Consider the following 14,300-nt stretch of genomic DNA (forward strand, 5'->3'; position numbering starts at 1 on the left):
GTCATTATCCATTTTCAATTTTCAATGTTCCATTTAAAAGGAAACCCCTATGTTAGAAAAAGTTGTGATTGCTAACCGTGGTGAAATTGCTTTGCGTGTCCTGCGCGCTTGCCGTGAGTTAGGTATTAAAACTGTTGCTGTTCATTCTACTGCTGACCGAGAACTCAAACACGTTTTACTTGCTGATGAAACGATTTGTATTGGCCCTGCACCTTCTACTAAAAGTTATTTAAATATTCCAGCAATTATTGCTGCTGCAGAAGTGACCGGTGCAGATGCAATTCACCCTGGTTATGGCTTTTTATCTGAGAATGCAGATTTTGCTGAGCAGGTTGAGCAGTCTGGTTTTATTTTTATTGGTCCAACTGCTGACGTTATCCGCTTAATGGGGGATAAAGTTTCTGCGATTAATGCGATGAAAAAAGCAGGCGTACCTTGTGTACCGGGTTCTGATGGTCCAGTAGGCAATGATGCAACAAAAAATAAAGAGATCGCAAAACGTATTGGCTATCCAGTGATTATTAAAGCTTCAGGTGGCGGTGGTGGCCGTGGTATGCGAGTAGTACATAACGAAGCCGATCTAGAAGAATCTATTGCAATGACGAAAGCAGAAGCAAAAGCGGCATTTAATAATGATATGGTGTATATGGAAAAATATTTAGAAAATCCACGCCATATTGAAATTCAAGTTCTTGCCGATACCCATGGAAATGCGGTTTACTTAGCTGAACGTGATTGCTCTATGCAACGTCGCCACCAAAAGGTGGTGGAGGAAGCTCCAGCTCCTGGTATTACTGAGGAACTGCGTAAATATATCGGTGAGCGTTGTGCCAACGCATGTAAAGAAATCGGCTATCGTGGTGCAGGTACATTTGAATTCTTATACGAGAATGGAGAATTTTACTTTATTGAAATGAACACCCGCTTACAGGTAGAGCATCCTGTGACAGAGATGATTACTGGTGTTGATTTGGTTAAAGAACAATTACGCGTTGCTGCGGGCTTGCCACTTTCAATTAAGCAGGAAGATATTAAAGTGCGTGGCCACGCGATTGAATGCCGCATTAATGCAGAAGATCCAAATACCTTCTTGCCATCACCAGGTAAAATCAATCGATTACATACTCCAGGGGGATTAGGTGTTCGTTGGGATTCACACATTTATGCCGGTTATTCTGTACCACCACATTATGATTCAATGATTGGTAAATTGATTACTTATGCTGAAAATCGCGATATTGCGATTGCACGTATGCAAAATGCGTTGTCAGAAAGCATTATTGAAGGTATCAAAACCAATATTCCATTGCATGATAAAATTTTAAGTGATGAGAATTTCCGTAAGGGCGGCACAAATATTCACTATTTAGAGAAGAAACTAGGCTTGAAATAATGCCCAAGCCTGATTTTGCAAAAGAAGACGTAAAATCGACCGCTTACTAAAGCAAAAACGCCAATTACAAATATGCAATTGGCGTTTTTCATTTTGAGATTTAGGCAGGCTCTGCTTATTAAGCCTAGCTAGACCTTAAATAAGCACATTGGCGATAGCAATACCAACTACACATGCTGTTACTACGCCGATAATACCAGGCGCCATGAAGCTGTGGTTGAAGTAGTATTTACCAATTTTAGTCGTACCTGTTACGTCAAAGTTTACTGTTGCGATATCAGACGGATAGTTTGGAATGAAGAAGTAGCCGTAAGTTGCAGGCATTAAACCAACTAATAACGGTGCAGGTAAACCTAAGCCGATACCGACTGGCAGCATCATTACTGCAGTTGCAGCTTGACTGTTAATAACTACCGATACGGCAAACAGCGCGAAAGCGAAAGTCCAAGGGTAGTTTTCTACCATCTCTGTAATACCAGCTTTAAATTGTGGCATTGCATATTGGAAATAAGTATCGGACATCCACGCAATCCCGAAAATTGCAATAGCCGCTACCATACCTGATTTAAATACTACACCATTCGGAACTGTTTGAGGATTCGTGCGGGTTAGTATGAGAATCAAGCCACCGAAGCAGAGCATCATAATTTGGATGATTAATGACATACCAATAGGTTTCACTTTTTCACCTTCGCCTACGGTACGAATTTCAGGGAACATTGCGATAGCCACAATCACTACTAGTGCAAGTAAGAAGAGATAAACCGCTTGTTTTGCCCCGGCAGGTAAGGTGTCATTTAATGTGGTGCTGGTTGTATTAGCAATGCGATCACGCCATACAGGATCTTGCAAGCGGCGTTGATATTCTGGGTCATTTTCTAATTCTTTTCCTCGACGTAAGCTATAGAGCGACATAGCAATCGTACCAGCAAGGGTTGCAGGCACTGTAACCCCAATAATGCTTAGTAAGCTAACATGTTCAAAACCTGGTAAGCCACTAATTTGACCGAGATAATAAACTACAGCAGCTGAGAGCGGGCTAGAGGTGATGGCTAATTGTGAAGCGACAGAGGCTGCGGCCATTGGGCGTTCAGGGCGAATTTTATTTTTTAATGCTACATCTGCAATGATTGGCATAACAGAGTAAACAGAGTGACCGGTACCAAGCATAAACGTCATAATGTAAGTGACTAGAGGCCCTAAAAATGTAATACGCTTAGGGTTTTTGCGTAGCACTTTTTCGGCAACTTGTAGCATAAATTTTAGCCCGCCAGCGGCTTCTAAAATAGAAGCACAGGTCACAACTGCCAGAATAATTAACATCACATCGACAGGGGCTTTGCCCAATGGCATACGCAGTATAAATACCTCTATTGCCAAACCGATACCAGAAACTACGCCTAAACCGATGCCGCCATAACGGCTACCAATATAGAGCATTACTAACAAGAATAAAAATTCAAGATAGAGCATATAGACCTCATAAAATATAAAAAAGATAGCATAAATTCTAGCGAGCTTATGTTATTCACAAAAGGGGCAAACTTTATTTAAATCAAATTTTTATTGAATTAATTTCTGTTTACAAAAAATTAACATACTATCCCAATAACAATTTTATGCAAATTTTTTTACAACTTCTTGTTAGAGTTTAACTACTTGCCCGTCTAATACTCCATTAGCACAATTTTGGAGTTTTTATGTCCTGTTACACTGTTAAAAATGTTACCCAAGGAGCTGGTTTACTGGTTTTACGCTTATTTCTTGCCTATGAATTCTTTGAGGCGGGGTGGGAAAAGCTACATGGTGAAAACTGGTTTTCTGCGATTGAGGATAACTTTCCTTTTCCTTTCAATTTATTACCCGCCGATCTGAATTGGTTTACAGCGATGAGTGCTGAACTATTTTTACCTATTTTGCTTATTCTGGGATTATTCACTCGCATCAGTGCTATCAGTTTGATGATTTTAACTTCAGTAGCCTGGTATTCGGTACACGCAGGATTAGGCTACAACGTATGTAGTAATGGTTACAAAATGGCATTAATTTATTTGGTCACGTTATTGCCGCTATTAATGCAAGGTGCTGGAGCACTATCTTTTGATTTTCTGTTACAGAAAAAACAGCCAAGCAGATCTTGGTTGAAATTCCTTTAATTTTGAACTCAACACTATGGAGAATTTTTCATGAAAAAAGCAACTTTAATGGCACTAGCCGGTGCATTAACAATGGCAACAGCAAATGTAAATGCAGAAACTCATGCGACTGAGCATGTAATGGAAGCCAAAATGATGAAAACCAAAGCAGCCGAAGGGAAATGTGGTGAAGGAAAATGTGGCGCGACAAGTGAAGCCAAAGCCGCTGAAGGTAAGTGTGGTGAAGGTAAGTGTGGCGCAACAAACAGTATGAAGGCAGCCGAAGGAAAATGTGGCGAAGGCAAATGTGGAGCGACAGTAGCTGACAGTAATAAAAAAGCCATGAAACCTGCAGCACCAAAAGCGGCAGAGGGAAAATGTGGCGAAGGTAAGTGTGGCGCCAGTAAGTAATCTTTAAGTCCCAACCCCCTCTTTTTCAAAGAGGGGGTAAATTTTCAAAGGAGACATCATGTTCGCCATTTTTTATCAGAAGGTAGTTTACTTCTTATTGAAAAAAGTGGGGATAGTGAGGTGGTTTACAAGCGGTCAAAATCTTTCTATTTTTTGCAAATTATTAAAGGAACAATAATGCTGAAATTTCAAGGTGCAGGTTTGGGCTATCGCCGTGATTTAGCGGATGGTTTTTTAAATTTAACAGATAATAGTGTTATCAATTTTATGGAGGTCGCGCCGGAAAACTGGCTCAAAATGGGTGGTCAGGCGCGTTATAACTTTGATAAAGTCGCGGAGAAAATTCCTTTGGTTATTCACGGGTTATCGCTCTCTTTAGGTGGGCAAGCACCATTGGATATGACATTGCTCAAAGGAATTAAAACCATGCAACAGCAGTATAATTCCTTCTTTTTTTCCGATCATTTAAGTTACTGCGAATGCGAAGGACATTTGTATGACCTATTGCCAATGCCATTTACTGATGAAGCTGTACATCATGTGGCAAATCGTATTAAGCAAGTGCAAGATTATCTTGGTATGCGGATTTCGCTAGAAAACACCTCCTATTATCTCCATTCACCGACAAGTACGATGAACGAAGTGGAATTTCTTAATGCCATTGCACAGGAAGCCGATTGTGGTATCCATTTGGACGTGAATAATATTTATGTGAATGGGGTTAATCACGGCCTATTAGATCCCTTTGTGTTTGTAGATAAAGTGGATAAAAAGCGGGTGGACTATATTCATATCGCTGGGCACGATGAAGAACATGGTGCGGCAGAGGCCGTGAGAATGACAGAGGGCGAGTCATTTAATAAGGTGAAAGGTGAGCTGCGTCATCTGCCGACTTTGCTGGTGGATACACACGGCGAAACGGTGCAGAAAAGCGTATGGGATTTATTAGCATACACTTATGAGTGTTTACCGCATATTCCACCGACATTATTGGAACGAGATTTCAATTTTCCGCCATTTCAAGAATTGCTTGGGGAAGTTCAGCATATTGCGGCGTTGCAGCAGAAATATGCCAAGTAGGAGTGAGTTATGTTACAGAAATCATTAAAAGAAACTCAAACAGAATTTGCCAATGCGATTCGGTATAATGATGCTAGCTTAATGAGTGGTAATATTTCGCCGCAACGTTTGGGAGTGTATGCACGTTTAGTTCGGAATAATACACTGGGTTTTATTGATCGCTGCTATGTGGAATTAGCAAAGCATTTAAGTGCCGAAGATTGGTGGGCAATCAAAGAGAAATTTGTGCGTGAAGGTAAAGCACACTCGCCTTTTTTCCAAGATATTGCCGCTGAATTCTTAGTATTTTGTCGAGAAACGCAGTGTGTTGAGCCGCATTTGTTAGCCCTCATGGATTTTGAAAACGCCCAACTTGCCGTAGAAGTCGCGATGGCTAATGTGCCTGCCGAATTCGAATGGGATAACGATACTATTATGCAATTTTCCAGTGCGGCAGAGTTGCGCCAGTACGGGGTAAATTTTCTGCATAGTGGTTTTCAACAATTTGAAAAAGCACCGACTTATGTGCTGATCTGGCGAGATAGCGAATTTGGCATTTACTACCAAACTTTAGAAGAATTGGATTTCTTTCTTTTGACCTCTTTACAAGAAAAGGCAAACTCTCTAAATGGATTACTGGATGAATTAAGTGCATTTACTGAGCAAAATCCTGCCTTAAAAATGGTTTTAAGGCAGATTTGGCAAAAATGGGTAAATGCGGAGGTAGTTTACCCGTGTTGATTTGTTACTTTTTTTGCACAGGCAAAGAAAAGTAAAAGAATAGAGAGAGAATAATGAAAACAATTCCCCAATCCCAATTAGAAACAATCCGTTTGCAAATGGTGAAATTTGCTACACTTCATCTTAAGAATAGTGAATTAGCCGAAGATGCTGTACAAGAAGCCTTTGTTAGTGCTTATAAATATGCAGATTCATTTAAAGGACAAGCAGCATTAAAAACATGGATTTTTGCTATTTTGAAAAATAAAATCATTGATGTACTACGACGTAAAAATAGAGAAATCATTGTGTCAGAATTACTTGAAGAGGATGATAATGATCTCAGCGAAAAACTTTTCCGCTCTGATGGGGAATGGAATGATGATCTTTATCATTCGAGTGAATGGCGGCAGTGTGATTCGCGAGTTTATTCCAAGCAATTTTGGCAAGTGTTTGAATCTTGTTTGAGTAATCTGCCGACCATGCAAGCGCGAGTATTTATGATGCGTAGCCATTTAGAGATGGATACTGCAGAAATTTGCCAAGCGTGTGAAATATCAAGCGCTAATGTGCATACCTTACTTTATCGTGCTAGATTACAACTGCAAGTCTGCTTAACCCAGAAATGGTTTGGAGAATAACATGTTAAATTGTAAAGAAGCTACTCAGCTATTATCGCTGCGCTGTGAACAAAAATTGCGTTTTAAACAGCAATTGCAACTTAAAGTTCACTTAATGGTGTGTGGTAGATGTAGAGGCTTCGCGAAAAATAATCAATTACTTGATCAGATGATGAAAGAGTTCGCTGAACATAACTCGAAAGAGTAAAATAGCGCTAAATAAAGTAAAATAAAGGGTTAGACTGATTTTAGGTCTAACCCTTTGATTTTTGTGATTTTTTTATAAAATTCACCCGCTTGTTTATTTTGCTAAATCTGCTAAAAATGTGATCTAGATTACAAAACTAAAACGTTTTAGCAAAATTCCCTTTCTTTACTAAAACGTTTTAGCTAGAATGCAATCGGTTACTTTTTAACTTTCTACGAGTATTATAGGTGAACTTATGAACTTTCCTCAAATCGCTCAACAAGTGATTGAAAAACTTGGGGGCAAAGAAAACATCACAACGCTTGCACACTGCGCCACTCGCTTACGTCTAACACTTGCCGATGAAAGCAAAGTAGATAAAGAAGCAATTGAAAATATTGACGGTGTGAAAGGCCAATTCTCAACATCTGGTCAATACCAAATTATTTTTGGTTCCGGAACAGTCAATAAAGTCCATGCCGAAATGCAAAAACAGATGGGCATTGGCGATATGAGTACTTCTGAAGTTGCCGCAGCGGGTGCTGCAAATCAGCCATTATTACAACGCTTAGTGAAAGGCCTTGCCGATATTTTCGTACCGATTATCCCTGCTATTGTGGCGGGCGGTCTTTTAATGGGTATTCACTCAATGCTGACGGCAAACGGTTTCTTCTGGGAAGGCGAATCGGTCGTGAGCCGTTATCCAAATATTGCGGATCTTGTTGATTTCATCAATACTATTGCAAATGCGCCATTCGTGTTCTTGCCAGTATTACTAGGTTTCTCTGCAACGCGTAAATTTGGTGGTAACCCATTCTTAGGGGCTGCGCTCGGTATGTTGTTAGTTCACCCTGCATTAGCTGATGGTTGGAACTATGCCTTAACACTCGCCAAAGGTGAAATCAAATATTGGAATGTTTTAGGTTTAGAAATTGAACGTGTGGGTTATCAAGGTACTGTTATTCCAACGTTAGTATCTGCTTGGGTATTAGCGACACTTGAGAAAACTTTCCGTAAATTTGTGCCAAGTTATTTAGATAACCTTGTTACACCAATGTTCTCACTCTTCATTGCTGGGGTATTAGCCTTTACCGTGATTGGTCCATTAGGACGTGAAGCAGGTGATCTTATTACACAAGGTCTAACTTGGTTATATGATACCTTAGGCTTTATTGGCGGTGGTGTATTTGGTACGTTCTATGCACCAATTGTTATCACAGGTATGCATCAAACCTTTATTGCCGTTGAAACGCAGTTACTTTCTAATATGGCATTATCAGGTGGTACATTTATCTTCCCTATTGCTGCAATGTCTAATATTGCACAGGGTGCAGCGTGTTTAGGCGTGGCGTTTGCATTAAAAGATGCGAAAGTTCGCGGTTTAGCTGTACCATCTGGGATTTCTGCGCTATTAGGTATTACAGAACCTGCCATGTTCGGGGTAAACTTACGTTATCGTCAAGCATTCATTGCTGCAATGATTGGCTCAGGTTTATCTAGTGCATTTATTGCCTTCTTTAATGTAAAAGCGCAAGCATTGGGTGCTGCTGGTTTCTTAGGTGTACCATCAATTAAACCAGATAGCCTTGCTATGTATTCAATTGGTATGGCTATTTCATTTATTGTTGCATTTAGCTTATCTGTGATTATGGTTAAACGTGCAAATGCAAAAGCGTAATTTTGTAAAATTCATCTAAAAAGTCCCCTCTGGGGGCTTTTTTATTTTTAGGCTATAATTCCGTAAATTTTGATAAAGGATAATAGTATGAGCGAGCAGATTATTCGTCAGGTGGTACTAGATACAGAAACCACAGGAATGAACTTTGGTGGCGCACCGCATATTGGGCATAACATTATTGAGATTGGGGCTGTTGAAGTAATTAATCGCCGTTTAACCGGACGAACTTTCCATGTTTATATCAAGCCACCTCGTTTGGTTGAAGAAGAAGCTATCCAAGTACACGGCATTACCAATGAATTTTTACAAGATAAGCCCACGTTTGCTGAAATCGTGGATGAATTTGTTGCTTTCATCAAAGGAGCAGAATTGGTGATTCATAATGCACCCTTCGATGTTGGTTTTATGGATCATGAGTTTTCATTTTTACCAAACCCTCCACCAAAAACGGCGGAAATGTGTATTGTGACAGATAGTTTACAACTCGCACGCAAAATGTATCCTGGTAAGAAAAATAATTTAGATGCATTGTGTAGTCGTTTAGGCATTGATAATAGTAAGCGTGTTTTGCACGGCGCGTTACTGGATGCGGAAATTCTTGCTGATGTTTTCCTCATGATGACAGGCGGACAGATAGCATTGCTTGGTGAGGATGAACAAGATCAGGCAGATAATGGACTATCTGCGATGGCTGAAGAACGTTATAGTGTGCTGGATAATACTGGACTTGTTACGTTGGCATTAGATGATGAAGAGTTAGCAGCGCATAATCAATATTTAGAGTTGCTGACGAAGAAATCGAAAGGAAATTGCTTATGGCTTACTCGAGTGGCAGAAGAGAGAGATGTGCAACATTAAATGCGAATAGCATAAAAAAGATTTGACGAACAGAGTATAAGTCTTTATTATTTATCGCGTTTCACGGAGCGGTAGTTCAGCTGGTTAGAATACCTGCCTGTCACGCAGGGGGTCGCGGGTTCGAGTCCCGTCCGTTCCGCCAATTTATTTAATACGAGCTAAAGCCTTCGATTATTCGAAGGCTTTTTCTTTTTCTTGCTTTTCTAAAACTAATTTTGCTGCAAATCGTTGTGTTAATGTTTGCTGAAACTCTACTAGAATCGCGGGATTTATTGCTAATAGTAGCGTAATTTTATCGCTAAATTGCTGTTCAGCTACTTCAATGTCTTGTTCTGCAAGCAAATGTTGTAAGCTATTAAATTGGTCATATTCGCATTGCAAGCGGTAGTTTTGACGTAAAACTTTGCGAACTTTTTCAACATTCAATAGCGCATGTTGTATGCCATTGCCATAGGCTTTAACCAAGCCGCCTGTACCTAGTAAAATCCCTCCGTAGTAGCGTACTACCACCGCACTAATTTCACCTAATCCAGACCCCAGTAAATAATTAAGCATCGGCTTGCCTGCTGTACCGGAGGGTTCTCCATCATCGGAAAATCCATATTGCTGCCCATCGTTTGGTGCGCCAGCTACTGCAGCCCAACAGTGGTGGCGGGCTTGCGGGTGTAATGCCTTAATTTCTGCCCAAAATGCTTTGGCTTCATATATGCCATTTGTGGGGCGAACATAGGTGATAAAACGGCTTTTTTTGATTTCTTCTTCAAAAATGACTTGTTGCTTTGGGATAAAGTATTCCATCTTGTTTAGTATGTTAAATATCTGTGAACAAAATCATGTTTCTATGATAAACCGTTTGCATAGCGCTGAAAAGTCGAGTATATCTATAGCGTTTTTTCCCAAAAAGTGGGAAACGCTATTTTATCTCTTCTAAAATATAAGGAGCATTAAGATGAAAAAATTGTTGAAACTCTCTTTAGTTGCAACCTTAGCTTCAACAGCATTGTCTGCTCAGGCAGACGAAAAATTCATTACCATCGGTACGGGTGGGCAAACAGGCGTTTATTATGTTGTTGGTCAATCAATTTGTCAGTTAGTGAATCGTGATACTCGAACCACCAATGTAAAATGTAATGCCCCTTCGACAGGTGGATCTGTTGATAATTTAAATTCGATTGCAGCAGGCGAGCGTGATTTAGGTATTGCGCAATCAGATTGGCAATTCCACGCGTACAATGGTTCGAGCTCCTTTGATGGTAAGAAAAATGAAAAGTTACGTGCAGTATTTTCGATTCACCCAGAGCCATTCACCATCATGGCGCGTCAAGATGCGAATATCAATGGCTTTGATGATTTAAAAGCGAAACGGGTGAATGTTGGTGATCCTGGCTCGGGTACGCGTGCAACAATGAAGGTCATTTTAGATGCAAAAGGTTGGACTGAAAAAGAGTTCAAAGTCGCCTCAGAATTAAAAGCCTCAGAAATGGCATCGGCAATGTGTGATAACAATCTTGATGCGATTACCTATAACGTTGGTCACCCAAATGGAGCATTAAAAGAAGCGGCAGCGTCTTGCGATGTAAAATTAGTGCCTGTAACGGGTGAGGCAATTGATAAATTAGTTGCAGAGAATCCATATTATGCTAAAGCGACTATTCCAGGTGGGTTATATAAAGGCGCAGATGAACCAACCGAGACTTTCGGGGTTTATGCGACCTTGGTGACTTCTAGCGATGTTGATTCAGATAAAGTATATGCGGTGGTAAAAGCAGTATTCGATAATTTCGATCGCTTTAAACGTTTACACCCAGCATTTGAAAACTTAAAACAAGAAGAGATGATCAAAAATGCGATCTCTGTCCCTCTTCACGAAGGTGCAGCACGCTACTATAAAGAAAAAGGTTGGATTGAATAGTCTTTTCTAAGTTCTCGAGCATTAGCTCACCTATAGGAACAGCTTAATCGCTGTTCCTAGATCTCTCGTTTCATTTCTTACAAGCGGTTTAAAACAGATGATTTTTTGCAAAATATAGGCAAAAACGATCCGCTTGTTTTTCTCATTTTTAGGAAAGTGTTATGTCTGTTAAGGAAAATTCAGTAACGGCAAACTATGATGATCTACAGGATATGGTTGCCTCCAATGATGCAGGAGGGCGTAACCCAACAGGGTTTACGAAAAAACTGATTGTCGTTACCGCAATAATTTGGTCATTATTTCAACTTTATTACACTTCACCATTTCCATTCTGGTTGCAGGAAGTGGTGCGTAATGTGGGCTTAGAGCTGAATGTGGTGGTTGATGATACGAAAGCACGTTCAATTCATTTAGCCTTTGCCTTATTTTTGGCTTATCTATCATTCCCTGCATTTGCAACCTCACCGAAGCATCGCGTGCCTTATCACGATTGGCTATTTGCTACCCTTGGTGCATTTCTTGGGGCGTACTATATTTTCTTCTATGAAGGCTTAGTGACGCGTTTTGGTGCGCCTATTACTCAAGATATTATTGCAGGTTGCTTAGGGCTTTTACTTCTGCTTGAAGCTTGTCGTCGCAGTTTAGGTTTACCTTTGGTGATTATTGCAGGCGTGTTTCTACTTTATAACTATTTTGGGCAATTCTTGCCAACCAGCTGGATTATCAGCCATCGTTCAGGTACGCTGAACCAAATTATCAACCAGCAGTGGATCACTACCGAAGGGGTATTTGGTGTAGCCCTTGGGGTATCGACAAAATATGTTTTCCTGTTCGTATTATTTGGTGCGCTACTGGATAAAGCCGGTGCAGGGAACTACTTTATCAAAACTGCTTTTGCCTATCTTGGACACTTTAGTGGTGGCCCAGGGAAAGCTGCTGTGGTTTCGTCAGGTTTAACGGGCTTAGTGTCTGGTTCTTCGATTGCTAACGTGGTGACAACAGGGACATTCACTATTCCAATGATGAAGCGTGTCGGCTTAAGCCCAGAAAAAGCGGGTGCGGTTGAAGTCGCCTCTTCCGTAAATGGACAGATTATGCCTCCTGTTATGGGGGCGGCGGCATTTTTAATGATCGAATATGTCAATTTGCCATATAGCCAATTGATCACACACGCCTTTTTGCCTGCCTTTATCTCCTATATTGCGTTGGTTTATATCGTGCATTTAGAAGCACAAAAGCTAGGGCTAAAAGGCTTAGAACGTGTTGAGCCGGTTAGTCCAATTTTAATCACGTTATTAAAAATGGTGAGTTACATCTTGCTCGCAGTATTACTTGCGATTGGGGTGGAGTTTGGCTTAGGTTGGATCAAATCCATCACCCCTGATTTCGCTTTTGTGATTGTGTGTTCTATTCTTGCAGTGCTTTATTTAGTGCTTATTCGCCGAGTAGCACAGTTCCCAGATTTAGAATTAGACGATCCAAATTCGCCAGTTGCCACGTTGCCACGCCGTAAGCCGACAGTAAATGCAGGTTTGCACTATTTGCTACCTGTGATTGTGCTAATGTGGTGCTTAATGGTAGAAAAAATGTCACCGGGCTTATCTGCATTTTGGGGAACACTCACTTTAGCAGCCATTTTGGTAACACAACGCCCATTATTGAGTTTCTTCCGTCAAGATAATGGCAATAAGTTCCAACTTGCAAGACAAGGTCTGCAAGATTTGATTGACGGTTTGGAAACCGGTGCGAGAAATATGATCGGTATAGGTATCGCTACCGCTACCGCAGGTATTATCGTTGGTGTGGTTTCGCTTACGGGTTTTGGGGTACAGCTTGCAGGCATTATCGAAATGCTCTCAATGGGCAACATTCTGTTAATGCTAATTTTAGTGGCAATCTTCAGCTTGATTCTCGGTATGGGGTTACCGACTACGGCAAATTATATCGTGGTGTCATCATTGATGGCATTAGTGATTGTCGAAGTTGGTAAACAGAATGGCTTAATCGTACCACTGATTGCCGTGCATCTATTTGTGTTCTATTTTGGGATTATGGCTGATGTTACCCCACCTGTGGGGCTTGCCTCATTTGCAGCGGCAGCCATTTCTGGTGGTAGTCCGATTCAAACAGGGATGCAGGCGTTCTTCTACAGCTTGAGAACGGTAATTTTGCCATTCCTATTCATCTTTAATACCGATTTATTATTAATTGATGTCGGCTGGGCAAAAGGATTATTAGTCTTTATCACGGCAACCATCGGAATCTTGATTTTTACAGCGGCAACGATGGGCTTTTTCTTTACCAAGAATAAGCTGTGGGAAACTTTTGCATTGATTTTAGCGGCATTTACCTTATTTAGCCCGAGTTTCTTTATGGAATATGTATCGCCTGCCGAACGCCATATTGCACCATCAGCCTTGGTACAAGAGCTTGCGAGTACCCCCGCTGGGCAGAACATGAAACTTAAAGTATCAGGAATGAACCCTTATGGTAAAGAGATCGAATTTTATTCACAATTTACCGTTCCAGAAGGGGAAACAGGTGAAGCTCGCCTACAAGCGTTAGGGTTAGAACTTTTAGATACAGGTGAGACGATCGATATTGATGGTGAACCCACAGCTAAGATTCTAATTGATAATGTGGCGATGGATTCGCCGGCAGCAAAAGCAGGCTTAAACTGGGATCAAACGATTTTGGACGTGATGGTTCCGCAGAATTCGTTACCCAAAGAGCTGATGTTTATTCCTGCATTATTACTTGCCTTTGGCGTAGCATGGAATCAACGTCGCCGTAGAAAAATGGAATAATTCAGGAAGCGGTTTGTTTTGCATATTTTTTTGCAAAATAGACCGCTTGTTATTTAACCTCATCAGTATAAGTGAGAAAAAATGTATAAAAATCTTCTTCTCGCGGTAGATCTGAGTAATCTAACGCAAGCCAAATATGTGGTAGAAACCGCACAGCAATTAACCGCACATAGCCCTGATGCTGTGTATCGTGTAGTCACTATTATTGAGCCAATGGATGACAGCTTTATCTCCGCATTTTTACCGAAAAATTTTGATAAATCGGTAGTTGCGGAGGCGAATAAAGCACTGCATGCTTTTACTCAAGCGAATTTTCCCGCAGGAGCAAAAGTTCAGCACATTGTGGCACATGGCACGATTTATGAAGAGATCAATCAAATTGCTGAACAGAAAAATGTAGATCTGATTATTATGCTAGCCAGCAGCAAACCAAATGCGAAAGGTTTAAGTGCGAATACTGTAAAAGTGGCACGTAACACTGACCGACCAGTTTTAGTTCTGCGCTAGGTCTTTTTTTAAG

The 14,300-nt window shown here is 40.7% G+C and carries 14 protein-coding genes and 1 tRNA gene; 13 read left to right on the plus strand and 2 right to left on the minus strand.

Going from position 1 to position 14,300, the window contains the following annotated elements; genetic code table 11:
- The first annotated feature begins 49 nt into the window (after positions 1 to 49).
- Positions 50 to 1,393, plus strand: a complete 1,344-nt coding sequence (gene accC / locus EDC51_RS07375) for an acetyl-CoA carboxylase biotin carboxylase subunit (RefSeq protein ID WP_015431873.1) — start codon at positions 50 to 52, stop codon at positions 1,391 to 1,393.
- A gap of 135 nt (positions 1,394 to 1,528) precedes the next feature.
- Here accC and EDC51_RS07380 read toward each other — a convergent pair whose 3' ends face one another.
- Complete coding sequence (locus tag EDC51_RS07380; protein WP_015431874.1) at positions 1,529 to 2,866, minus strand: anaerobic C4-dicarboxylate transporter; 1,338 nt, start codon at positions 2,864 to 2,866, stop codon at positions 1,529 to 1,531.
- A 227-nt stretch (positions 2,867 to 3,093) separates the two neighbouring features.
- On the opposite strand from EDC51_RS07380, the gene EDC51_RS07385 reads away from it, so the two are divergent.
- The 9 genes from EDC51_RS07385 (at position 3,094) to EDC51_RS07425 (ending at position 9,203) form a co-directional block, all read left to right on the plus strand.
- Complete coding sequence (locus EDC51_RS07385) at positions 3,094 to 3,549, plus strand: HvfX family Cu-binding RiPP maturation protein (RefSeq protein WP_131928569.1); 456 nt, start codon at positions 3,094 to 3,096, stop codon at positions 3,547 to 3,549.
- 30 nt (positions 3,550 to 3,579) lie between these two features.
- Positions 3,580 to 3,939, plus strand: a complete 360-nt coding sequence (gene hvfA / locus EDC51_RS07390; protein ID WP_131928570.1) for an oxazolone/thioamide-modified RiPP metallophore HvfA — start codon at positions 3,580 to 3,582, stop codon at positions 3,937 to 3,939.
- A gap of 180 nt (positions 3,940 to 4,119) precedes the next feature.
- Entirely contained in the window at positions 4,120 to 5,019 is a 900-nt protein-coding gene (locus tag EDC51_RS07395; protein WP_172635297.1) for an HvfB family MNIO-type RiPP peptide maturase, read from the plus strand.
- 9 nt (positions 5,020 to 5,028) lie between these two features.
- Entirely contained in the window at positions 5,029 to 5,739 is a 711-nt protein-coding gene (locus EDC51_RS07400) for an HvfC family RiPP maturation protein (protein WP_131928571.1), read from the plus strand.
- Positions 5,740 to 5,792: 53 nt separating this feature from the next.
- Positions 5,793 to 6,359, plus strand: a complete 567-nt coding sequence (locus EDC51_RS07405; protein WP_131928572.1) for a sigma-70 family RNA polymerase sigma factor — start codon at positions 5,793 to 5,795, stop codon at positions 6,357 to 6,359.
- 1 nt (position 6,360) lies between these two features.
- Positions 6,361 to 6,546, plus strand: a complete 186-nt coding sequence (locus EDC51_RS07410) for a zf-HC2 domain-containing protein (RefSeq protein ID WP_131928573.1) — start codon at positions 6,361 to 6,363, stop codon at positions 6,544 to 6,546.
- Between the two features lie 235 nt (positions 6,547 to 6,781).
- Positions 6,782 to 8,203: a sucrose-specific PTS transporter subunit IIBC gene (locus EDC51_RS07415; protein ID WP_025288954.1), complete on the plus strand. Its 1,422-nt coding sequence runs from the start codon at positions 6,782 to 6,784 to the stop codon at positions 8,201 to 8,203.
- An 87-nt stretch (positions 8,204 to 8,290) separates the two neighbouring features.
- Complete coding sequence (gene dnaQ / locus EDC51_RS07420) at positions 8,291 to 9,061, plus strand: DNA polymerase III subunit epsilon (protein ID WP_025288955.1); 771 nt, start codon at positions 8,291 to 8,293, stop codon at positions 9,059 to 9,061.
- Positions 9,062 to 9,126: 65 nt separating this feature from the next.
- A tRNA-Asp gene (locus EDC51_RS07425) sits at positions 9,127 to 9,203 on the plus strand.
- 29 nt (positions 9,204 to 9,232) lie between these two features.
- Here EDC51_RS07425 and EDC51_RS07430 read toward each other — a convergent pair.
- Entirely contained in the window at positions 9,233 to 9,859 is a 627-nt protein-coding gene (locus EDC51_RS07430) for a YigZ family protein (RefSeq protein ID WP_025267327.1), read from the minus strand.
- A 151-nt stretch (positions 9,860 to 10,010) separates the two neighbouring features.
- Here EDC51_RS07430 and EDC51_RS07435 point away from each other — a divergent pair, with 151 nt between their 5' ends.
- From EDC51_RS07435 to EDC51_RS07445, 3 genes are all read left to right on the plus strand, one after another.
- Positions 10,011 to 10,973 carry a TAXI family TRAP transporter solute-binding subunit gene (locus EDC51_RS07435; protein ID WP_025267326.1) on the plus strand — a complete coding sequence of 321 codons (963 nt, stop codon included), beginning with the start codon at positions 10,011 to 10,013 and terminating at the stop codon, positions 10,971 to 10,973.
- A gap of 161 nt (positions 10,974 to 11,134) precedes the next feature.
- Entirely contained in the window at positions 11,135 to 13,780 is a 2,646-nt protein-coding gene (locus EDC51_RS07440; RefSeq protein ID WP_131928574.1) for a TRAP transporter permease, read from the plus strand.
- Positions 13,781 to 13,861: 81 nt separating this feature from the next.
- Positions 13,862 to 14,287, plus strand: coding sequence for a universal stress protein (locus tag EDC51_RS07445; protein ID WP_015431885.1), 426 nt, complete (start codon positions 13,862 to 13,864; stop codon positions 14,285 to 14,287).
- The last annotated feature ends 13 nt before the right edge of the window (positions 14,288 to 14,300 follow it).

Origin of the sequence: Bibersteinia trehalosi, assembly GCF_004346205.1 — a bacterium.
Taxonomy (GTDB): Bacteria; Pseudomonadota; Gammaproteobacteria; order Enterobacterales; family Pasteurellaceae; genus Bibersteinia; species Bibersteinia trehalosi.

Coding starts and splice junctions, on each gene's coding strand:
- accC (WP_015431873.1), top strand. CDS start 50: ATGTTAGAAAAAGTTGTGATTGCTAACCGTGGTGAAATTGCTTTGCGT.
- EDC51_RS07380 (WP_015431874.1), bottom strand. CDS start 2,866: ATGCTCTATCTTGAATTTTTATTCTTGTTAGTAATGCTCTATATTGGT.
- EDC51_RS07385 (WP_131928569.1), top strand. CDS start 3,094: ATGTCCTGTTACACTGTTAAAAATGTTACCCAAGGAGCTGGTTTACTG.
- hvfA (WP_131928570.1), top strand. CDS start 3,580: ATGAAAAAAGCAACTTTAATGGCACTAGCCGGTGCATTAACAATGGCA.
- EDC51_RS07400 (WP_131928571.1), top strand. CDS start 5,029: ATGTTACAGAAATCATTAAAAGAAACTCAAACAGAATTTGCCAATGCG.
- EDC51_RS07405 (WP_131928572.1), top strand. CDS start 5,793: ATGAAAACAATTCCCCAATCCCAATTAGAAACAATCCGTTTGCAAATG.
- EDC51_RS07410 (WP_131928573.1), top strand. CDS start 6,361: ATGTTAAATTGTAAAGAAGCTACTCAGCTATTATCGCTGCGCTGTGAA.
- EDC51_RS07415 (WP_025288954.1), top strand. CDS start 6,782: ATGAACTTTCCTCAAATCGCTCAACAAGTGATTGAAAAACTTGGGGGC.
- dnaQ (WP_025288955.1), top strand. CDS start 8,291: ATGAGCGAGCAGATTATTCGTCAGGTGGTACTAGATACAGAAACCACA.
- EDC51_RS07430 (WP_025267327.1), bottom strand. CDS start 9,859: ATGGAATACTTTATCCCAAAGCAACAAGTCATTTTTGAAGAAGAAATC.
- EDC51_RS07435 (WP_025267326.1), top strand. CDS start 10,011: ATGAAAAAATTGTTGAAACTCTCTTTAGTTGCAACCTTAGCTTCAACA.
- EDC51_RS07440 (WP_131928574.1), top strand. CDS start 11,135: ATGTCTGTTAAGGAAAATTCAGTAACGGCAAACTATGATGATCTACAG.
- EDC51_RS07445 (WP_015431885.1), top strand. CDS start 13,862: ATGTATAAAAATCTTCTTCTCGCGGTAGATCTGAGTAATCTAACGCAA.